Origin of the sequence: Streptomyces sp. NPDC093065 (assembly GCF_044754585.1) — a bacterium.
In the GTDB taxonomy this organism is placed as follows: domain Bacteria; phylum Actinomycetota; class Actinomycetes; order Streptomycetales; family Streptomycetaceae; genus Streptomyces.
Genome location: NZ_JBIVPJ010000005.1, coordinates 133,944 through 154,571, shown reverse-complemented (window position 1 = coordinate 154,571; position 20,628 = coordinate 133,944). Strand labels below are relative to the sequence as shown.

Sequence of the window (20,628 nt, the reverse complement as noted above, 5' to 3'; positions counted from 1 at the left end):
ACCCTGAGGCGGCATCGTGTTGTCCATGGATGACGACCGTTCGCCGCGACGGGCCCAGCGCCCCCGCCTCACGCAGAGGAGCAGCCGATGAGCGCCCTCGCGTTCTCCGTACTGCTGTCGCTCGTCTCGGCGGTGGCGTACGCGGGCGGAGCGATCGTGCAGGAGCAGGTCGCGACGTCGTCCCCCGATGCCCAGTACGCTCCTTTGCGCCGGCCCGCCTGGTGGGCGGCGGTGTCGCTCAACGGCCTGGGCGGTCTGCTGCACGTGGTCGCCCTCGCGCTCGGCCCGCTCAGCCTGGTGCAGCCGCTGGGAGCGCTCACCATCGTCTTCGCGCTGCCCATGGCGGCGTTCTTCGTGGGCCGCCGGGCCGGTGCGACGGCCTGGCGGGGCGCGCTGATGGCCACGGTCGGTCTCGCCGGTCTGCTGTCCCTGGTCGGTGCCTCGGACGCGCAGTCGCTGGACACCGCGCAGCGGGTCGGGGCGGCGCTGGTCACCGGCGGTGCGATCGTCGCGCTGATGATCGCCGGCCGGGCCGCGCACCGGCATCCCGCGGTCCGCAGCATCCTGCTGGCGACCGCGTCCGGCATAGCCTTCGGCATGTCCTCGGTCTTCACCAAGACGGTCGCGGTCGACTGGACCGGCGGGGTGTCCGCCGCCGACCTGCCCGCGCTGGCCGTGATCGGCGTACTGGCCACGGCCGGCATGGTCCTCTCGCAGGCCTCCTACCGGGGCGCCGGCCTCGCCGCCCCACTGGCCACGCTGACGGTCGTGAACCCGGTGGTGGCCGCCGTGGTCGGCATCACGATGTTCGGCGAGACGTTCCGCTACGGCACGACCGGCACGGCGCTCGCCCTGAGCTGCGGCGTGGTGGCCGCGGGCGGGCTGATCATGCTGACGACGGAGCGGATCGCCCGGGAGGGCGCCGTGGCCCAGGGCGGCGACGGGATCGGGGAGCGGGGGCAGCACGCCAGTTCCGCGACCGCGACTGCGGTCCCTGCGGCAGCGGCTGCTCCGGCGGCTGTGGCTGCCCCGTTGTCCGCCAAGGTGTTCGTGCCCTCCCCGGTGCCGTCGCCGGTTTCGGACACCGCGGCAGCCGAGGAGGCGTACGACGTGCGGGCACCGGCGGAGAGCGACGACACGACGCTCTCCTACGGCCCCTTCTACGGCGGTCCGTTCGTCCCGCCGTCCATGCTCGGCCGCCGGCGGGTACGGATCAGATCCTGACGCCGCCGGCCCGCAGATACGCCAGCGGGTCGACGTCCGAACCGAAGCCGGGCCCCGTCCGCACCTCGAAGTGCAGATGCGGGCCCGTGACATTGCCCGTGGCGCCGGAGCGGCCGAGACGCTGGCCGGCGCCCACCGACTGCCCAGCCTTCACGGAGATCGCCGAGAGGTGCGCGTACTGGGAGTACCGCCCGTCGCCGTGCCGGACGACCACCTGGTAGCCGTACGAACCGCCCCACCCGGAACTGACGACCCGCCCGGCCGCGACCGACTTGACGGAGGTGCCGGTGGGGACGGGGAAGTCCACACCGGTGTGGTAGCCCTTGGACCAGGAGGAGCCCGCCTGGTGATAGGGCGTGCCGGTGGCGGCGTCGACCGGGGCCACGACGGCGTGGTGGGTGGTGGCGGAGGACGACTTCTTCGGCGCCTTCTGCTGCTCCTGCCGCTTCGGCTCCCGCTTCTGCTCCGTCTGCTTCTTTTCCTGCTGCTTCTCCTGCTGCTTCTCCTGCTTCTGCCGATCGTCCTGTTTCCCGGTCCGGGCGCCGGACGTCTTGGTGGCCCCCTCGCCGCGCAGCGAGAGCCGCTGGCCGGGCAGGATGAGGTCGGGGTCGGAGCCGATCGCGCCGCGGTTGGACTCGTACAGGCGCTGCCAGCCGCCCCGGACCTCGTGGACGTCGGCGATGCCGGAGAGGGTGTCGCCGGTGACCACCGTGTACATCCGGGCCTTGCCCGCCCGGGACTGCGGCGTGGTCTGCGGCTGGACGTCCCTGACAGAGCCGGCCTTCTTCGCGGGGCCGACCGCGGGCTTGCCGGCGGACTTCTCGCCCGCCTCTTCGGGCCCTGCTCCCCCGGCCGGCCGGATGTCGGGCGTGTCGCCCCCGCGGGTCAGCCCGGCCCGCTTCGAGCACGCCGGCCAGGCGCCGGGGCCCTGTGCGTCGAGCACCTTCTCGGCAACGGCGATCTGCTGTTCCTTGGTGGCCAGGTCGGCGCGCGGGGCGTACCGCGTGCCGCCGAAGGCCTCCCAGGTGGACTGGGTGAACTGCAGGCCACCGTAGTAGCCGTTTCCGGTGTTGATGTCCCAGTCGTCGGTGGACTCGCAGGCGGCGACCTTGTCCCAGGTCGCCACGTCGGCCGCGTGGGCCGTGCCGGTGCCCACGAGGGGGAGGGCCAGTCCCGCGCCCCCCGCGGTGACGGTCAGTGAGGCGCGGTTGATCCTGTTCGGCTGATACCGGCGGTGCCGGCCGCGTACGGCCATGGAGGTCCCCCTCGACATTGCGTCAGGAGCGGCAAAAGTAAGCGCCGCGAACAGGCCATGACAAGACGGCAACCGGCCGGTTGGCCGCGCCGAATGGCCGGGACCCGGCGGCCGTTGGCCGGACGAGGGGGCGGCCCGCTGAGGCACCCGGCCCCTTCCGCCCGTACTGGAGTCCGCGAAGCAGAAAGTGCGTCCGACGTACCGGCACGTCAGCATGGTCGAGCGGCGAACCGGCCATACTGGCGGGCACCGGCACCACGGACACAGGGCAGCACAGACACCAAGGTCACTAGGAGCCAACCCAATGAGCACTACAGCGCAGATCGGCGTCACGGGTCTCGCGGTCATGGGCCGCAACCTCGCCCGCAACTTCGCCCGCAACGGCTACACGGTCGCGGTGCACAACCGGACGGCGTCGCGCACGCACGCGCTGGTGGAGGAGTTCGGGAGCGAAGGCGACTTCGTCGCGACCGAGACCGCGAAGGAGTTCGTCGCGGCGCTGGAGCGGCCGCGCCGCCTGGTGATCATGGTGAAGGCCGGAGACCCCACCGACGCGGTGATCCGGGAGTTCGCCCCGCTCCTCGAACCCGGGGACATGATCATCGACGGGGGCAACGCGCACTTCGCGGACACCCGGCGCCGGGAACGCGAACTGCGCGAGCAGGGCATCCATTTCGTGGGCACCGGAATCTCGGGCGGCGAGGAGGGCGCGCTGCACGGCCCGAGCATCATGCCGGGCGGCTCGAAGGAGTCGTACGAGTCGCTGGGCCCGATGCTGGAGAAGATCTCGGCGAAGGCCGCGGACGGGGCGCCCTGTGTGACGCACGTCGGTCCCGACGGCGCCGGACACTTCGTGAAGATGGTGCACAACGGCATCGAGTACGCCGACATGCAGCTGATCGGCGAGGCGTACCAGCTGCTGCGCGACGTCGCCGGGTACTCCCCCGCGCAGATCGCGGAGATCTTCCGCACCTGGAACACCGGACGCCTGGACTCGTACCTGATCGAGATCACGGCGGAGGTGCTGTCGCACGTGGACGCGGCGACGGGCAAGCCGTTCGTGGACGTGGTGGTCGACCAGGCGGAGCAGAAGGGCACCGGCCGCTGGACGGTGCAGATCGCGCTGGACCTGGGTGTGCCGGTGTCGGGCATCGCGGAGGCCGTCTTCGCGCGTTCCCTGTCCGGGCACGCGGCGCTGCGGGACGCCTCGCGCGGCCTGGCGGGCCCGAAGGCGGCGCCGCTCGGCGAGTCGGAGGCGGCCGCCTTCGCCGACCGCGTCGAGCAGGCGCTGTACGCGTCGAAGATCGTGTCGTACACGCAGGGCTTCCACGAGATCGCGGCGGGCAGTGAGGAGTACGACTGGGACATCGACCTGGGCGCGGTCTCCGCGATCTGGCGCGGCGGCTGCATCATCCGGGCGGCGTTCCTCGACCGCATCCGGGCCGCGTACGACGCCCGGCCGGACCTGCCGAGCCTGCTGTCGGACGAGACCTTCGCCCAGGAGATCGCCGCCGCGCAGGACGACTGGCGCGAGGTCCTGGTCGCCGCGACCCGCCAGGGCGTACCGACCCCAGGCTTCGCCGCCGCCCTCGCCTACTACGACGCCCTGCGCGCCGAGCGGCTCCCCGCCGCGCTGACCCAGGGGCAGCGGGACTTCTTCGGGGCACACACGTACCGCAGGACGGACCGGGACGGCGCGTTCCACACGCTGTGGGGCGGCGACCGGTCGGAGGTCACCGCGTAGTACCTCGCCCGGGTCCGACGGGCGGGCGCCTCCCGCTCGTCGCTCAGGTGAGCGGCGGCCCCGGCTCGGGACTGGGCACGGGCTCTGGCCCCGGCGGGATCGGCGACGGCGAGGGCCCGGGCGGTCCCGGGGGATCGGGCGGCGGCTGCGGACCGGGGCCGGGAGGCGGAGGCGTCGGCTGCGGACCGGGGCCGGGAGGCTGGGGCGTGGGTTGCGGACCCGGGCCCGGAGGCGGAGGCGGAGGAGTCGGTTCCGGACCGGGGACCGGCGGCGTCGCCGGATCGGGGTGCGGCTGTGGGGGCTCCGGGTCCGGGCCGGGAGCGGGTCCCGGGGTGGGCCCGGGCGGGACGGGATCCGGATACGGGTTTGTCATGGCGCTGTCCTCCGGCCAGTCGGTCGACGTCGGCTCTCTGGACTTGTCCCCCGCCTACCCGAGGGCCGCCTCCCCACTCACCCGGCCGTACGAACCGCGGCGCCCGGGGAGCCAGCCGGGCCGGGCCCAACGCTCCGAACGCTCCGAACGCTCCGAACGGATTCAACGAGCCCGGGTGCCCGGTCGTGCCGCCACCGCCGCTGCCGCGGCCAGTCCGGACGCCGGGCCGGCCAGCACGGGGACGCGGACGGACGCCCGCTCCCCGGCCGCCGCCATGGATGCCTGGGCCAGGACGATCACGTCAGCGCCGGTCACGGAGTCGGCCGCCTCGGTCACCCGCCGCAGGTAGCCCTCGGTGTCGCCGGCCTCGAACCGCGACCAGGCGCCGCCGACCAGCCGGGTACGCACCGTCACGGGACGGCCCGCACGCCGCGCCTCCTCCTCGATCAGCGCCGCCGTCGGAGCGAGCGTGCTCTCCAAGGCGGCGAGGACGAGCACACGCGGACCGACGGCCACCGCGGCGGCGGCCATCGGCCGGTCGACGCGCAGCACGGGCACGCCGACCCCGACGGCGGTCTCGGCGACGCCGCCGATGGTGGAGCAGGTGCACAGAACGGCACGCGCCCCTTCCTCCACCACCCGCGTCAGCACGGCCGTGACGGCGTCGGCCACCGCGTCGGGTCCTTCGCTCCGCGCCCGCTCCAGCAGTGCGGCGTCGACGTGATGCCGCAGTTCCAGCCCCGGATGCGCCAGGTCACGCAGCGCGTCGAAGACCGGGACGTGCACGGGTGAGGTGTGCAAGAGCGCCAGCACGCGCAAGATCTCCCCGTCGCGGGATCAGAACAGCCCGGGGTGCGCCACGAGCCACTCCTTGGCCGCGCGCAGCGACTCGGGATCGGCGGCGGGCGCCTCGTCCGGGTGCCGCTCGGCCCACTTCACGACGTACGGGCACAGCGGGGCGACCGTGACGCCCTCCCGCCGCGCGATCCCGTACAGCTCACGTGCAAGCGATCCGGCGATGCCCTTGCCCTCGTGGGCCGGCTCGACGACGGTGTGGACGGGGACGAGGGCCCGCTCGGGCGCGTCGAGCACGAAGTACTCGACCCGGCCGACGACCTCTCCGGCCGCGACCGCCTCCAGCCGCCCGGCGGCCCGGTCGTCACGGATCTCGATGTCACTCACGGCCACGCTCCTCGTCCCCACGGGTCAGCAGTTCAGTACACCGGTACGTCAGGCCGACACGGCCTGAGGGCTGCGTTCCTGGTCCGACCCCGGCACCGGCTCGGACGCGTCGGCCCCCAGGGCGACGATACGGTTGTCGCCGTCCACATGCACGACCCGGGGCCGCAACGACCGCGCCTCGGCGTCGGTGACCTGCGCGTAGCTGATGAGGATGACCAGGTCGCCGGGGTGCACGAGGTGGGCCGCGGCCCCGTTGATCCCGATGACCCCGGACCCTCGCTCGCCCTCGATGACGTACGTCTCGAGCCGGGCCCCGTTGGTGATGTCCACGATGTGCACGAGCTCACCGGGCAGCAGATCGGCGGCGTCCAGCAGATCGGCGTCGATGGTCACCGAGCCGACGTAGTGCAGATCGGCCTGGGTGACGGTGGCGCGGTGGATCTTGGACTTGAACATGGTGCGCAGCATGTTGGACTCCTGGAAGACGGCTCCCTGCCTGCTTTGTGCAGGTCAAGGGCGTTGTTCACTTTACACCGGCACTCGTCGGACTCGAAGATTCCGAGGAACGTCGATCCCACTCGGACGAGAAGGTCCCTTGCCCCGGAATCTGCGAGCACTCCTGCCCGCCAGACGCTGACTTGCCTGACGATGCGCCAGGCAAGCAGGCCCCACATCGCAGGCATCCTCCCCTGGTCCGCCCGGTGATCCAGTGGGGTCTACGATCTGGCGATCTCTTGCCGGAGCTGGTGAGTGAAGCGACGCAGGAGGTCCAACGTCTCCCGGAACTCGGCCCGGCGGTCGTCCCTGCCTTCGGTGGGCCGGGTGCTCCAGACCCGACGCGCGAGGGCATCGGCGAGATCGACGGTGTCGTTCGAGCAGAGCAGGTAGAGGGCTGAGCGTGCTTCCTGCAGCCGGTTCGCCAACTCGTTGGCTCCCGGGCCGTCGTCACTCAGCCGTGCTTCCTTCAGGTAGTCCAGCAGCTGAACTACGGCCGTGTTGAAGCCGGTCCCGGCTTTGAGTTTCTGTTCGCGGATCCACATGCGGTCCTGTCGGCGCGCGGTGAACCACGACCCGAACACGACCCCTACGAGGCCGACAGCGGCCCCGATGGCCACGGACACCACGTTCTCCACGGTCAGCTCCCCCCGACGTAACGGCGACGCCAGGCTACAGAGGCCGTCGGAGGCGCCGCGCCCGTTGAGCGCGCTCACATGTCACGGGTTCGGTGATCCGAACGAAACGGCCCAGTCCCAGCGACTCTGAACCGGCAGCCGGACCGGTCGTATCGCGTAGACACCTTGGTACTTCCGGACCGGCTCGCCCTCGGGGAACGGGCATGGGTGAGGCCCGCAGTCGGGTGGCTGCGGGCCAGTGGGCGGGAGGGGAGGATGCGTCCCCGTCGGGCCGGAGAGCGCCTGACGTCAGAAGCCGCAGGCCCGGTAGTCATAGCCGGCGCTTCCGTCGGCAGACGCGACGCCCGGCGTCCGTGACGCCTTCGTCACCCCAGTCGTCGGTGTAAGTGCCAGCGCCGTAGATGTAGGCGAGTCCGACTCGGATACTGCGGGCGGTCCCGCCCTCCCGAGCGCACTCTCGCGCCGGGGCAGGCGGCACCGCTGTGTGGTCGCCGACCGTGGGTGCCGGGCGCCCGGCACGTATCACGGTTGGCATCCCACAGGTTCAGTGCCACGTCCCCTCGCACTCGATGATCGCGCCCTTCGAGTTGGCGCCAGCTGAGACAGGTTCCTCATGTCCGTCTGCACCACCGCAAGTCGGCACCCTGCCCGAGGACCGGCAGGACGCCGTCGCGATCGGCCGGGCCGGCCCCGCCGGTGTCGGTGTTCTGTCGGTGCCCTGCAGGAGCGCTGTCGGTGCTGTCGGTCGGATGTCGGTGTCTCGTCGGCGGGAGGCGGCACCTTTCGAGAGGTGGCCGGCCGGAGCGAACCGGGCGGCCCGAACCCGAAGGAGCCACCATGCACACCCCTGTCACGATCGTCGGCGCCGGGCTCGGCGGACTGACCCTGGCCCGTGTCCTGCACGTCCACTCGATCCCGGTCACCGTCTACGAGGCCGACTCCTCCCCTTCGGCGCGCGCACAGGGCGGGCTGCTGGACATCCACGACTACAACGGTCAACTCGCCATCGAGGAAGCCGGGTTGACCGACGAGTTCCGGGCCGTCGTCCTCGAAGGCCGACAGGCGCTGCGGGTGCTCGGCCAGGACGGAACCGTCCTGCTCGACCAACCGGACGACGGGACCGGCGGGCGCCCGGAGGTGCAGCGCGGTGACCTGCGGCAGGTCCTGCTCGACTCACTCCCGGCAGGCACCGTGCGGTGGGGCCACAAGGTCAGCCGTGCCCGTTCCCTCGGCGACGGCCGCCACGAGGTGACGTTCGCCGATGGAGGCGCCGTCGTCACCCGCCTGTTGGTCGGCGCCGACGGCGCGTGGTCACTCGTCCGGCCCTTGCTGTCCTCGGCCACACCCGGGTACATCGGCAAATCGGTCGTCGAGACCTACCTGTTCGAGGCAGACACACGCCACCCGGCCGCCGCGAAGGCCGTCGGCGGTGGCATGCTGATCGCCCCTTCACCGGGCAAGGAGATCTTCGCCCACCGGGAGAAGAACGACACCCTGCATGCCTACGTGGGGCTGTCCCGGCCGCGGGACTGGTTCGCCGCGATCGACTTCACCGATGCCGCCGCGGCCACCGCACGGATCGCCCGGGAATTCGACGGCTGGGCGACGGAGCTCACCGCGCTGATCACCGACAGCGATGCCGCTCCGGCCCTGCGCACCCTCCACGCTCTGCCGGCCGGACACCGGTGGGACCGGGTGCCGGGCGTGACCCTGCTGGGCGATGCCGCTCACCTCTTCGCTCCCAACGGCGAGGGCGCCAACCTGGCGATGCTCGACGGCGCGGAGCTGGGCGCGGCGCTCGCCGCGCACCCCGGCGACATCGAGGCGGCGCTGACCGAGTACGAGCGGGTCATGTTCCCCCGCAGCGCCGAGTCGGCCACCGACGAGATGCCCGGCCTGGACTCCGCCGACAACACGGCGCAGGGTCTGATCAGCCTGTTCACCGAGAACGGTCTGTGATCCGCCGCACCGCCGGCCGCCACCGAGCTGCCCCGACGAAAGGCCGGCCCCACATGTGAGGACCCGGCAGGGGGCCCGGCTCGCCGGAGCCGTCCTCGCAAGAAGGGGGGCATCAGGCGTCCGCCTCCGCCTGCGCCTCCTGGGCGCGCTCACGCCGCCGTGGACCGCGTCCAGCAGCTCGGTCGCGAGCCCGGCCACCGCGTCGGAGCCGCTCGCCGCGCCGTACACGTAGAAGTCGGGGCGGATCATGACGGCCGAGCAGCCCGGCTCGGTGAACCAGGCGCGGTAGGTGCCGTCCACGTCCTGGACGACGGCCGCTCCCGGGTGCTCGGCGGCTCGCTCACCGCAGACGACGATGCGGACGCCCGCCGCGGTGAGGTCGTCGAGCAGCCGGCCGTTCTCCGGCGCGGCCAGGTGGTCTTCGCCGACGAGCAGGTGGAAGCCGGCGCCCACGACCTGGTCGAGGCGGTCGCGGCGGGTGCCGTCGTCGACGACGCCCTGCACCGACAGCTGTCCCCGGCCGGCGTCGGCGCCCCGGGCGGGCAGGCCGTCGACCAGGTCCGGGAAGCTCATGGGCTCGGGTGCGGCGGACCGCGCGCCGCGGCCTGGGACGGGTCGCGGCCGGGGCTCGTGACGGCCCGAAACGTCCACTGCTCGGTTCCGCCGGCCCGGTGGCTGCACGGAGTCACGAAGGCCGGCGGACCGGTGCCCGGCTCGAGGGGCACCTTCAACGAGGCACTGCGCCCGCTGCAGGCACGTGGCCCGGTCACGGTGAAGATGGACCATGCCGTCGAGGCCGCGGATCCCGTCGCCTTCGTCCACGCCGACTGGCGCCTGCCCGCCGCCATCGCCGCGATCAGCCGAACGTGCTGCTCAGCTCGCTGTACACCCGTCTTCTCGATCCGATCGGGCCACGAAGCACAACACCAGCCTCCAGGCCGCTGAGGACCCGACCGAGCACCGCTGACCGAGCACCGCTGACCGTTCACGGCTTCGCGCCGTGTCAGCCGACGGCCTCGTACACCGTCAGGTCCTGGTCGAGACCGCCGTACTCGTTCACGAGGGTCAGGTGTCCGGCCGAGTGGGTTCCGTCGTCCTCGCCGGTTCTCGCGTCCAGAATGACGCCGTCGGGGCCGGCGACTCCGGCGTAGACCGCCCCGTGCCAGGCGGTGGTCATCGACGGCAGTTCCCTGGACGGGTCGTCTTTCGTGATCTTCCACAGCACCTTGTGCGAGCGGGCGTCCAGCGCGGCGATACTGGCGTACGGGAACTCGCAGACGATGACCGACCGCTGGTCGTAGACGCACGAACGGCCCTGGTAGGCGAAGTCGGCCGCACTGTCCTGGGTCATCCCCGCCGGGCGCCGGCCGGTGGCCGCGTCGAGCAGCGCATACGTCTGGCGGTTCTCCTCGAATTCCAGGACCATTTCGGCCGACATCAGGCCGGCCCCCATGCCCTCGATCTTCAGGCCGAACAGGTTGCGGGGGTCCCTCCAGCGCACCGTCCCGTCGCTGACCGACCGGCCCACGAGCCGCATGCCGCCGTCGGGAGCGGTCCAGTCCACGTGGCCGATCTCCGCCTTCTCGGGCAGCTGCTCACCGGCGATCACACCGCCGGAGACCACTCGCGCGCCGAAACCGGTCTCCTGCCAGTCGACGTGCCGCGTAGCGAGGTCGACGCCGTAGGTGACCATGCTCCTGGGGTCGTCGTACACGTCGTCGAAGTCGGGCGTGGTGCGGGCAGTGAGCACAGCCGTGCCGTCTTCGACCCCGACCACGGCCGCACCGGCGTCGTCACCGAAGCTCATCGCCTCCGGGGTGGGCACTGCCAGCGTCCAGGCCGGCTCGCCGCTCTCCGCGTCGACGGCCTGCAGGCTCACCGTCGACGTCCCCCTGGCCGTGCCCCGGCCCTCCGTGGACTTCTGGTACGCGAAGAGCACCCATGTCCGCCCGTCCTGCCGGACCACGTACGGCTGGGCGCTCTCCCACACCCTGGCACGCTCGTCCACGCCCGTGGACATGCCCTTGGGTTTCCTCACCGACCAGGCGGGACCACCGCTGCCCCGGGTGTCGTACGCGGTCAGGCCGGTCTCGGTCAGGACGAACGCCTTGGTCTTCCACAGCGTGGTCTCCGTGTGCTCGGCCTCCGTGGCGGACAGCCGCACCCCGCCCCCGGTGAACTTGCGCGGCGGATCGTACGCCTTGGGCGCGGGAGCGGCCGAAGTCTCCTCACGCACCGGACGTGTGCCACCCCCGTCGTCCGCCGAACCATCCCCCGCGCATCCCGCGAGCACCATCGTCAGCGCCGCCGCGACACTCGTCACGCCCGTGGCCGCCCTCACCCTGCGCACCGAAAGAGCCCCCGTCCCCGTTCCGGCTTCATCCGCCGTCAACCCTCTTCTGCCCGGAACCGCTCGCCCCCGGCCAACCCGCATCTCAGGATGCCGTAGGCCAAAGGCACGAACAACGGCCGGTTTCGCGTGATCAGATAAGCCCAGGGTTATCGGTGGAAGCTGGGGGGGCGCACATGGAGCTGCGGGACATCGAGATCTTTCTGACACTGGCCGAGGAACTGCACTTCGGCCGGACCGCGAAGCGGCTGCACGTGTCACAGGCGCGCGTGAGCCAGTCGATCGCCAAGCAGGAGCGGCAGATCGGCGCGCGCCTCTTCGTGCGCAACAGCCGCCGCGTCGAACTGACCCGAATCGGCGCCCAGTTGCGCGGGGATCTCGGCGCGGGGTACCGACGGATACTCGACGGCACCCGTGCGGCCGCCGCCTCGGCCGCCGCGGACAGGAAGACGCTGTCACTCGGTCTGCACGGGCCCCAGGCGCAGGACCAGGCACACATCCTGGAGCTGTTCCGTGCCCGGCACCCCCAGACGGAACTCCGTATCAAGGAGATGACCTTCGCGAACCCGTTCGGACCGCTTCGCGACGGATCGGTCGACGTGGCGACCGCCTGGCTGCCCGTCCGCGAGCCGGACATCACCGTCGGCCCGGTCGTGGTCACCGCGCCCGCGCTTCTCATGGTCGCGGCCGAACATGCCCTCGCCGCCCAGGACTCGGTCGGCATGGAGGACCTCGCCGAGTGGACCCTGCCGCAGTGCGCGGCACCCATCCCTGAGTACTGGCAGCAGACACTCGTGCCTTCACACACCCCCGGCGGCCGACCGATCCGGCGCGGGCCGAAGGTGTCGACGTTCCAGGAAGTCGCCGCCGTGGTCGCGTCGGGCACGGCGGTCTCCCTCGTCCACGAAGTCGCGGCTCGCTACTACCCCTGGCCGGGCCTGCGCTACCTGCGCCCGTACGATGCGCCGACGGTGAGCTGGGCCCTCATCTGGCCGGCGGCGGGCGAGACCGAGCCGGTCCGCGAACTCGCGCGCGCCGTCTCGGACGCGGGGCCACGTACCGGGTGACGCCCGGCGGTGTCCTCCGGATGGTCGTGCGTCGGCGAAGATGGTGACGTCCACCGTCCACACCGGCGAGGAGTCTTCGCGCAGATGGTCACTTCCGCACCCGGTCCGAGGCCGCCGACGATCGCCGACGTCGCGCGCCTCGCCGGTGTCTCGCGCACGACGGTGTCGCACGCCCTGAACGGACTGGGCAAGGTCGATCCCCGGACCCGGGAGCGGGTCCGGCAGGCCGCGGCGGAGCTGGGCTACCGCCCCAATCTGCGGGCGCAGCGCCTGCGGCGGGGACAGGCTAAGGCCATCGCGCTGGCTTCCTCCATGCCGTTCGCGGTGGCGGGCGGGCCCTCTCGGCTCGGGTTCTACATGGAGGTCGCGGCCGCCGCGGCGGAGAGCGCCCTGCTGCACGGCTACGCCCTCGTGCTCGTGCCGCCCGTGCAGTCCGGTTCCGCGCTGTACTCGGTGGACATCGACGGAGCCATCGTCGTCGAGCCGGAGGTGGACGACGCGGCGGCGGCCCAGCTGCGCGAACGCGGGCTGCCCTACGTGGCACTGGGCCGGCCCGTCTCGCCCGACGAGGACGCCCCTTACGTCGACCTGCGCGGCGGCCTGGTGGCGGAACTGCTGCTCGGGCATCTGCACGAGCAGGGGGCGGAGCGGCCGGCGCTGATCGTGGGCTCCGGTTCCCGGCACTCGTCCGTCGACGCGCTGACCGCTTACGAGCGGGCCGCCGACCGGTACGGCTGGGAGCAGGTCGTGGCACGCGTCGTGGAGTCGGGCGGCGAGCAGGCCGGGTACGACGCCTGTGCCGCCCTGCTCGCCGAGCACCCGGAGACCGACGCGGTCTGCGCGCTCGTCGACGCCTTCGCGGTGGGCGCGGTCCGGGCGATCCGGGACAGCGGGCGGACCGTGCCGGACGACGTCATGGTCGTCACCCGCTACGACGGCCTGCGCGCCCGCACCTGTGAGCCACCGCTGACGGCGGTCGACCTGCACCTGGACCGGGCCGCGTCCGACGCGGTGGAACTGCTCCTGGCCCGGCTCCGCGGGGACACCGTCAGCGCGCCGGTGACGGTGTCCCCGCCGCCGCGGGTGGTCGCCCGCGCTTCGTCGGCGCGGTCGACCGGGACCTGACCGGACCGGGACCTGGCCGGACCAGGACAGGACGGGCCAGGACCGGACCAGTACCAGACCAGACCGGGGCCGGGCCGGGCCGGGCCACAGGGCCTCGGAGGACGGCTCCCGGCCGCATAGGATGCGCTCCACGAAACTGGTCGTACGGATGAGGGACGGGGGACTGATGGTGTTGGGGGGCCGGAAAAGGGACGGCGGGCTGCCGAGGATCCCGCGGAGCGTGGACCCAAGGCGAGCCCGTGCCCTGGCGGTTCCGGCCGAGGCGCAGGCCGATGCGCGCATGTTCATGCTGGGCGGCGACACGATCCGGGCGCTCAAGGTGATCGTGGACGCGACGGGCTACGACCTGCGCCAGGCCCGGGACATCGTGTACGCGCTGGTCTACGACATCGAGGTGCCGCGGGGGGACTGAGCCGGGCGCGACGCACGCGCACCCGGACGAGCCTGACGAACCGTCCTCTCAGACCCCCAGCATCAGCACCAGCCCCGACACCAGCGCGAAGACGAGGACGAACAGCCGCATCCTGCGGGCGTCCAGGCGGTGGTGCACCAGGCGGCTGAGCCAGGCTCCGACGGCGATCGCCGGGAGGAGCAGAGCGGCCTGGCCCAGTTCCGCGGGTGCGGCCTTCCCCGTCGCGAAGAGCAGGATCAGGGAGGCGACCTCGCCGACGAGGAAGCAGGCGGCGACCGTCGAGCGCAGTTCGGCGGGCGGCCGGTGCTGGTAGACCAGCGCGAGTGGCGGGCCGCCCACACCGGTCGCGGTCTCCGTCAGTCCGGTGACCGCGCCCGCGCCGACGTACGCCGCCCGCCCCGGCGCGAACGTGGGCGCCGTCAGGCTGACCACGGCCGCGAGCACCGTGGCGACGCCCACGAAGAGGCCGAGACTGCGTTCCGGGATCAGCCAGAGCAGGGCAAGCCCGGCCGGCGTGGCGGCGAGTCTCGCCGCGGTGATCCAGCCGGCGCCGCGCAGGTCGAGCGAGGCCCGTTCCCGCCAGGCGACGTACAGGTTGAGCGGGATCATCGACGCCAGGACGAACACGGGGACCAGGCCGGGGTCGACGATCCCGGCGACGGGCGCGACGATCAGCGCGAACCCCAGCCCGCTGCTGCCCTGGACGAACGCGGCGACGGCCACCGCGACGGCGAGAACCGCCAGCATCTGCGCGCTCAACGCCGTGCACTCCCCTTCTGCTCCTCGCCCAGCGCCCGGGCCGCAGTCGACGTCGGGTGCACCCGGGTGACGCCGGCCCCGGCGACGGCGGCGCGGGCCAGTTCGGCCGCCCGGCTCACCAGCGCGGGCCCGTCCCAGCCGGTGGGCCGGCCCTGCCACATCCGCAGGTGTCCGGCGACGAACACCGCGGTGATCTGGTCCCGGTTGCCACGCCTGACGAGTTCCCACGGCAGGTCCCACGAGAGTGCCAGCTCAGGGGTGTCGATGTCGACGAGGAGGAAGTCCGCCGCCTTTCCCCGTTCCACGGTGCCGGTGAGGGCGCCGAGGCCGACGGCGTCCGCTCCCCCGCGGGCGCCGCGCTCCAGCCAGGTCCAGCCTGCGCCGCACGACGAGTCGCCGGTCGCCAGCCCGTACGCGAGCCGCTGGGCGAACTCGGCGGCGTCGGCGAGCCGGAAGCCGTCGCCTCGGGTGCCGTCGGTTCCGATGCCGAAGCGCACGCCGCGCTCGGCCATGGCCGTGGCGGGCGCGACCGCGTTGCCCTTCCAGGCACTCGCGACGGGGTTGTAGCTGACGGCGGTTCCCGTGTCGGCGAGCAGGGTCAGCTCGCGCGGGGTGAGGAGCGTGGCGTGCGCGGCGAGCAACTGGGGCCCCAGCGCGCCTACGCCGTGCAGGTGTTCCAGGGGCCGCAGTCCGTGCCGTACGAGGGAGCGTTCCACGGCGGCGAGGTGTTCGTTGACGTGGATCTGGACGACGGCACCCGCTTCCGCGGCCATGCGGGCCGTCGCACGCAGGGTGTGCTCGGTGGCCGCCTCGGGGATCGACACGGCCAGGGAGGGATGCACGAGGGGGTCGTCGGCGTAGCGGGCGAGGTGTTTCTCCGCGTGTTCCAGGACGGCCGGGTCTCCGGGGCCGTCCTGGCCGCCCGTGCCGTCCGCGTCGTTGCAGATCAGTCCGAGTACGCAGCGGACACCGGCGTCCCGCGCGGCCGAGGCGACCACGTCCACGTCGACGCCGGCGCGGGTGCCGGCGTCGGTGACGGTGGTGAAGCCGCCGCGCAGTGCCTCGAGCGCCGCCAGTTTGGCCGCCGTGTAGGCCGACTCCTCGTCCAGCGCGCCCTCCAGCGGGACCCAGACGCGGCGGAAGATCTCGGAGGGTTCGCCGAAGGCGAGTGCCGCGCCGAAACTCTGGGTGAGGTGGTGGTGGGTGTCGACGAAGCCGGGCATCAGCAGGTGCCCGGGCGCCCGGACGGCGTTCAGGTGCGGGTGGGTGCGCGTCAGTTCGTCCGCCGGGCCGACGGCGGTGAAGCGGCCGTCGTCGACCACGACCGCCCAGTCGTCGACGGGGCCTTCGGGCAACAGCACCGAGCCCGGTACGACAAGGAGCGGGCCGGGGTGGGCGAGGGCGTCTCGGTCGGGTCGGTTCATCGGTCGCTTTCTGTGCGCGGTGTGGTCAGGCGGGCGACGACGCCGGGCCTGACGTGGTGGAAGAGGACGTTGAGGACGACGGCCGTGAACGTGCCGACGGCCACGCCGCTTTCGAGGAGGATGCGGACGTTGGGCGGGAAGCCCCCGTACACGCCGGGGACGAGGATGGGCAGCAGCCCGAGGGAGAGGGCGACGGCGCAGACGAACGTGCTGGTGTGCTTGTCGAGGTCGGACCGGCCGAGCATCTGGATGCCGAGCACGGTGATGACGCCGAAGACGACCATGGCGGTGCCGCCGACTACCGGGGTGGGGATCACGCTGATGGCTCGGGTGACGGGGGCGAGGATGCCGATGGCGACGAGTACGACGCCCGCGGCGGCGGTGACGAAGCGGCTGCGCACTCCGGTGACGCGGACGATGCCGATGTTCTCGCCGCTCGTGACCATGAGCGGCAGGCCGAAGAAGCCGCCGAAGAGCGAGGTGAGCGCGTCGCCACGGACGGTCTTGGGTACGTCGGTGCGGGTGTCGATCCGCTTGCCGACGGCCTCGGCGTTGATGACGGTCTGACCGGTGGCCTCGGCCATGGAGGCCAGGGTGTAGAGCATCAGGGGCAGCGCGGCGACGAGGCTGAACCGGGGTGAGCCGAAGGGCATCAGGTGCGGCAGGTTCACCAGGCCGCCGCCCAGGGCGTCGGCGCCCGCCCCGTCGATCGCGCCGGTCGCGGCCGCGAGGACGGCGCCGGCCAGCAGGCCGAGCATGACGGCGAGTTGACGCAGGACGCCGGTGAAGAACAGGTAGAAGGCGACCGTGAACCCGATCGTCGCCATGCCGAGGCCGAGGTTGCCGGGGTCGGCGAAGCCCGGCGATCCCGGCTGACCGGTGACCAGCACGGCACCGACCTTCACCAGGTTGACGCCGACGATGACGATCATGGTGCCGATGACCAGGGCGGGGAAGTAGGCGAGGAGCCGGGAGAAGAGCGGCAGGACGACGAAGGTGAACACCGCCGTGAGGATCACCGCGCCGGTGGCGGTGCGCAGGCCGTGCTGTTCGGCGATGGCGAGGAAGAGGATGAGCGGCGCCCCGCCGGGCAGCATCACGAACGGCAGCCGGGGCCCGAACTTCCAGACGCCGAGCGACTGGACGAGGGATCCGACGCCGGAGAGCACGAAGGCCGCCGAGAGCAGGTCCACGGTGAGACCGGAGTCGAGCCCGAGAGTGGCGCTCATCAGGAAGATCGCCGAGATGGGGGTCGCGGCCATGACGAGGACGTGCTGGATGCCGAAGAGCAGGATCCGGCCGAACGGACGTGCCTCGTCCACGGGATGCACTCCGGCCCGCATCTCGGCGCCTGCGGGCGGGGACAGAGGACCGGCGTCGGCCGGAGACGGGTTGGACGGCGACCGGTCGGACGGAGACGGAGGGTCGTGCGGGGTGGGACCGGTGATCGGCACCGGACCGGCCGGGGGACGGTTCTGACGGGCACTGGACACGTTTCGGGCTCCGTTCGGGCATACGGGCACGTTCGGATTCTCAGCCGCGATCCGGCCCTGGACGGAGAGCCAAATCGATTTGGCCAAATCGATTTGGCCGCCAGTATGCGGAGCCCTCGGACGCAACGTCAAGACCGGCGGCACCGGACGTCGGGTGCGGCGAAGGCGGGGGCGGCGCGTTCCGCACCGCCCGGCGGGCCCGGACGCGGCGGCCGACGCGACGCGTCGACGGCGGCGAGGCCCAGATCGGCCGCCCACTCCGCCCGCACCCAGTCCGCGCCCTGTTCGGCGCGGAACGTCCCGGCCTCCTTGCGGTCGGCCGGAGGGTGCCGGCACCGTCCGGCCGGCCGTCCGCGCCGGCCGCCGTACCATGAGGCTACTTGCCAGTAGCTCCGCCGTTCCTCTCTCCCGGAAGGTGTCGCCGTGCCCCGCGTTCTCAGCGTGTCCCGCAGCATTCTCGTCGAGGTCCCGCCCGAGGAGGCCTACGCGGCGGTGTCCCGTCCCGGCGACATGGGCCGGTGGAGCCCGGAGAACCTCGGGACCGCGGCGGGCACGCCGGAGGGGCCCGCGACGCAGGGCGCCGGCTTCGTGGGGCGCAACAAGCGCGGGGCGTTCCGGTGGGTGACCCGGTGCACGGTCACCGCGGCCGACCCCGGGCTCCGGTTCTCCTTCCGGGTGCACGCCATCGGGGTGCGGCGGCCGTGGCTGCGCGGTCCGATCGCCACCTGGGAGTACCGCTTCGCCCCGGAGGGGAACGGCACCCGGGTGACGGAGACGTGGACCGACGACCGGCGCGCCTGGCCCGACGCCGTCGCCGCCGCCTTCGACCGGGTGGTCACCGGCGGCCGGACGTTCGCCGAGTTCCAGGTCGGCAACATCGACCGGACCCTGCGCAACCTCAAGCGGGAGCTGGAGGCGGCCCGGCGCGCCTGACCGGACGCGGGCCCCGGGCCGCCGCGCCTCCGCACTCACCGACGGCATCCTGGGCGTCCCGTCCTCAGGAGGCCGGTCCGGGTGACCGGCCGGCCCGCCGGGTGAAACGCCGCAGACCGCGCCGGGCGGGCTTGAGGGGTTTGTCCTCGGGGGCGACCGGTGCCGGGTCCTGGCCGGGGCCGGCGGAAAGGGCCGCCGCCACGGGCGCGGACTGGGGCGGTACGGAGCGGCCACCCTGCTCCAGCCGGGTCCGTACGGCCTGGGCCATGGCGTGGTGGGACGGTTCCTGCAGCAGGCCCGCCTCGGACAGCCGTTCCCACATGTGGAGGAGTTCCTGTCCGCGGGTGGCCACCTGGCCCTCGTCCCACAGGCGTTGCCACGCCGCGGTGGCGCGGGCCACGTCGGGGGCGGCCCGGTTCAGGTCGGTGCGGCAGCGGATCCGGGCAACGGTCAGCGCGAGGACGGTGGAGAGCATGTGGTCGCCGCGCAGATACGCGAGGTAGGCCTCGATCGCCCTGGCCTCCAGGGAGAGTTCGTCCTCGGCGCCGCGCCGCAGGGTCAGGTGCTCCCGCAGCGCGCTGGCGAGGACGAACGCGGCGTGCAGTTCCTCGCGCTGCGCGTGCTGGATGATGCGCTCGACGCGGGCGAGCGGGGGGAACGCGGCCTCCTCCGCCGCGGTGCGCTCGCGCCCTGGCGGCAGGTCGTCCTCGTCGGCGATGGTTCGGCTCGAGCCGTCGGGGTGCACCCGCAGGCGTGCCACCTGTTGCACGGTGCGGTCGATGACGGTGGCCGCGACCGGGGCCCCCAGGGTGCGGGCGAACATGGCGACGGCGTCGAGGATCGCCTCGTTGGGCTGCCGCATGCCGCCCATCTCCAGCAGGTGACCGTTGACCACCGTCGAACCGTCCTCGGCGACATAGGCGTCGAGGCGGATCAGCGGCGCGGCACCGAGCGCGGGCAGGTTCCCCTTGTCACGGGGGGTCAGCGAGTGGGTCATCCGCTCAGACTCCGGGGCGTACGACGCCGAGGACGGGCATGGAGGCGGCCGGTGCGGTCGTGATGCCGCGGCCCGGCCGCGGGGCGTGGACGATCCGTCCGCCTCCGATGTACATGCCGACGTGGGTGGCGTCGTTGTAGTAGATGATCAGGTCGCCGGGGCGGGCCGAGGACAGGCCGACGCGGGTCAGGCCGCCCCACTGGGCCTGCGAGGTACGGGGAATGGGGTGTCCGGCCGCCGCCCAGGCCGCGGAGGTGAGTCCGGAGCAGTCGTAGGAGGACGGGCCCACCGCGCCCCACACGTACGGTTTGCCTATCTGCGCCATGGCGAAGTCGACGGCCCGGCCGGCCGCTCCGCTCACCTGCGTGCCGCCGCCGGGGCCTCCCCCCTTGCCCTTGTCCTTGCCCGCAGAGCCGCCGGACGAGCCGCCGGACTCCGTCCACCTGGCCTCCGCCTCCTTGGCCCGCTCCTTCTCCAACTGGGCCAGTCTGCGGGTCTGTTCCTCTTCGAGTCCCGCCTCGATCCGCTCGGCCGTGGCGATCTTCTTCTCGATCCTCTGCTTGGCCGCGGCCTTGTCCGCGCGGCTGCCCCTCAGGTCCCGCAGTTCCTTCGTGGCGGCCTCGGTCTGCTCGCTCAGGTCCTCCCGGGCGGCCTTCTGGGTCTCGGAGACGTTGACCAGGCCGCGCATGGCCTGGCGGGCCTGGGACGCCTCGTCCAGCGCCCCTTCCGGGTGGTCGCCGAGCAGCAACTGGATGCCGGTCGCGGCGAGATCGCCCCCGCGGTACTGGGTGCGGGCGGCCGCACCGGCGAGGTCGTGCAGGTCCTTCACCCGCTTCTCGGCACTGGTCAGGTCCTTGCGGAGGGCCGTCAGCCGTTTCTCCTGCTTGGCCGCCTTCTCGTTGGCCGCGTTGTACTCCTCGGTGGCCACCTCCGCCTCGCGGTAGAGTCCGTCCAGTTCGGCGCGGATGTCCTCGATCGACTTGTCGGTGTGCGGGTCGGGTTCGCCCGGGGCCGCGTATCCGGGGCCGGGCAACAGGACGATCGCGCAGACGAGGGCTGCGGTGGCACCCCGGCTCCGTAACCGTCTGCCGCCGGTCGACACGTTCATGAACTCCACTCTCAGAGGTCGCGTGCGGGCGGCCCGGGCGGACGGCCGCCGCCGCGGTCGCACCGCGGGTCACGCGGTGGGCCGTTCGAG

The 20,628-nt window shown here is 72.8% G+C and carries 19 protein-coding genes; 8 read left to right on the top strand and 11 right to left on the bottom strand.

Annotated elements, in window-relative coordinates; translation table 11 throughout:
• Nucleotides 1–87: 87 nt before the first annotated feature.
• Nucleotides 88–1,224: a DMT family transporter gene (locus ACIQFU_RS11480; RefSeq protein WP_402550657.1), complete on the top strand. Its 1,137-nt coding sequence runs from the start codon at nt 88–90 to the stop codon at nt 1,222–1,224.
• Here the strand turns inward: ACIQFU_RS11480 and ACIQFU_RS11475 are convergent.
• Nucleotides 1,214–2,479: a transglycosylase family protein gene (locus ACIQFU_RS11475; RefSeq protein WP_402550656.1), complete on the bottom strand. Its 1,266-nt coding sequence runs from the start codon at nt 2,477–2,479 to the stop codon at nt 1,214–1,216. The genes ACIQFU_RS11480 and ACIQFU_RS11475 overlap by 11 nt on opposite strands.
• Nucleotides 2,480–2,783: 304 nt before the next feature.
• On the opposite strand from ACIQFU_RS11475, the gene gndA reads away from it, so the two are divergent.
• Nucleotides 2,784–4,223, top strand: coding sequence for an NADP-dependent phosphogluconate dehydrogenase (gene gndA / locus ACIQFU_RS11470; RefSeq protein WP_402550655.1), 1,440 nt, complete (start codon nt 2,784–2,786; stop codon nt 4,221–4,223).
• 535 nt (nt 4,224–4,758) lie between these two features.
• On the opposite strand, the gene ACIQFU_RS11465 is transcribed toward gndA, so the two are convergent.
• The 4 genes from ACIQFU_RS11465 to ACIQFU_RS11450 all read right to left on the bottom strand — a co-directional run bounded on the left by ACIQFU_RS11465 (nt 4,759) and on the right by ACIQFU_RS11450 (nt 6,911).
• Entirely contained in the window at nt 4,759–5,409 is a 651-nt protein-coding gene (locus ACIQFU_RS11465; RefSeq protein WP_402550654.1) for an aspartate/glutamate racemase family protein, read from the bottom strand.
• 24 nt (nt 5,410–5,433) lie between these two features.
• Complete coding sequence (locus ACIQFU_RS11460; protein ID WP_402550653.1) at nt 5,434–5,778, bottom strand: GNAT family N-acetyltransferase; 345 nt, start codon at nt 5,776–5,778, stop codon at nt 5,434–5,436.
• 48 nt (nt 5,779–5,826) lie between these two features.
• Nucleotides 5,827–6,246, bottom strand: coding sequence for an aspartate 1-decarboxylase (gene panD, locus ACIQFU_RS11455; RefSeq protein ID WP_030186950.1), 420 nt, complete (start codon nt 6,244–6,246; stop codon nt 5,827–5,829).
• A gap of 248 nt (nt 6,247–6,494) precedes the next feature.
• Complete coding sequence (locus tag ACIQFU_RS11450) at nt 6,495–6,911, bottom strand: hypothetical protein (protein ID WP_402550652.1); 417 nt, start codon at nt 6,909–6,911, stop codon at nt 6,495–6,497.
• A gap of 837 nt (nt 6,912–7,748) precedes the next feature.
• On the opposite strand from ACIQFU_RS11450, the gene ACIQFU_RS11445 reads away from it, so the two are divergent.
• Both ACIQFU_RS11445 and ACIQFU_RS11440 read left to right on the top strand, forming a co-directional pair.
• Nucleotides 7,749–8,870, top strand: a complete 1,122-nt coding sequence (locus tag ACIQFU_RS11445) for an FAD-dependent oxidoreductase (RefSeq protein WP_402550651.1) — start codon at nt 7,749–7,751, stop codon at nt 8,868–8,870.
• Between the two features lie 159 nt (nt 8,871–9,029).
• Nucleotides 9,030–9,815, top strand: a complete 786-nt coding sequence (locus tag ACIQFU_RS11440; protein ID WP_402550650.1) for a hypothetical protein — start codon at nt 9,030–9,032, stop codon at nt 9,813–9,815.
• Nucleotides 9,816–9,873: 58 nt separating this feature from the next.
• On the opposite strand, the gene ACIQFU_RS11435 is transcribed toward ACIQFU_RS11440, so the two are convergent.
• Nucleotides 9,874–11,106: a hypothetical protein gene (locus ACIQFU_RS11435; protein ID WP_402550649.1), complete on the bottom strand. Its 1,233-nt coding sequence runs from the start codon at nt 11,104–11,106 to the stop codon at nt 9,874–9,876.
• A 290-nt stretch (nt 11,107–11,396) separates the two neighbouring features.
• Here ACIQFU_RS11435 and ACIQFU_RS11430 point away from each other — a divergent pair, with 290 nt between their 5' ends.
• The 3 genes from ACIQFU_RS11430 to ACIQFU_RS11420 all read left to right on the top strand — a co-directional run bounded on the left by ACIQFU_RS11430 (nt 11,397) and on the right by ACIQFU_RS11420 (nt 13,824).
• Nucleotides 11,397–12,287, top strand: coding sequence for a LysR family transcriptional regulator (locus ACIQFU_RS11430; protein WP_402550648.1), 891 nt, complete (start codon nt 11,397–11,399; stop codon nt 12,285–12,287).
• A gap of 84 nt (nt 12,288–12,371) precedes the next feature.
• Nucleotides 12,372–13,412: a substrate-binding domain-containing protein gene (locus ACIQFU_RS11425; RefSeq protein ID WP_402550647.1), complete on the top strand. Its 1,041-nt coding sequence runs from the start codon at nt 12,372–12,374 to the stop codon at nt 13,410–13,412.
• 220 nt (nt 13,413–13,632) lie between these two features.
• Entirely contained in the window at nt 13,633–13,824 is a 192-nt protein-coding gene (locus tag ACIQFU_RS11420) for a hypothetical protein (RefSeq protein WP_402550646.1), read from the top strand.
• A gap of 48 nt (nt 13,825–13,872) precedes the next feature.
• On the opposite strand, the gene ACIQFU_RS11415 is transcribed toward ACIQFU_RS11420, so the two are convergent.
• From ACIQFU_RS11415 to ACIQFU_RS11405, 3 genes are read right to left on the bottom strand one after another with little or no spacing between them, the layout of a single operon-like run.
• Nucleotides 13,873–14,583, bottom strand: a complete 711-nt coding sequence (locus ACIQFU_RS11415) for a sulfite exporter TauE/SafE family protein (protein ID WP_402550645.1) — start codon at nt 14,581–14,583, stop codon at nt 13,873–13,875.
• Nucleotides 14,580–16,007 carry an amidohydrolase family protein gene (locus ACIQFU_RS11410; RefSeq protein WP_402550644.1) on the bottom strand — a complete coding sequence of 476 codons (1,428 nt, stop codon included), beginning with the start codon at nt 16,005–16,007 and terminating at the stop codon, nt 14,580–14,582. Before ACIQFU_RS11410 ends, ACIQFU_RS11415 begins: the two co-directional genes overlap by 4 nt.
• Nucleotides 16,004–17,350: a uracil-xanthine permease family protein gene (locus tag ACIQFU_RS11405; protein ID WP_402550921.1), complete on the bottom strand. Its 1,347-nt coding sequence runs from the start codon at nt 17,348–17,350 to the stop codon at nt 16,004–16,006. Before ACIQFU_RS11405 ends, ACIQFU_RS11410 begins: the two co-directional genes overlap by 4 nt.
• A 573-nt stretch (nt 17,351–17,923) precedes the next feature.
• Here ACIQFU_RS11405 and ACIQFU_RS11400 point away from each other — a divergent pair.
• Nucleotides 17,924–18,433 (top strand): SRPBCC family protein, encoded by a 510-nt coding sequence (locus ACIQFU_RS11400; protein ID WP_402550643.1) that lies wholly within the window; start codon nt 17,924–17,926, stop codon nt 18,431–18,433.
• A 64-nt stretch (nt 18,434–18,497) separates the two neighbouring features.
• Here the strand turns inward: ACIQFU_RS11400 and ACIQFU_RS11395 are convergent, their stop codons facing one another.
• Nucleotides 18,498–19,430, bottom strand: a complete 933-nt coding sequence (locus tag ACIQFU_RS11395) for a hypothetical protein (RefSeq protein WP_402550642.1) — start codon at nt 19,428–19,430, stop codon at nt 18,498–18,500.
• A gap of 4 nt (nt 19,431–19,434) precedes the next feature.
• The gene (locus tag ACIQFU_RS11390) at nt 19,435–20,538 is read right to left on the bottom strand and encodes an NlpC/P60 family protein (RefSeq protein WP_402550641.1); all 1,104 of its coding nucleotides are present in this window, start codon (nt 20,536–20,538) and stop codon (nt 19,435–19,437) included.
• Nucleotides 20,539–20,628: the final 90 nt, after the last annotated feature.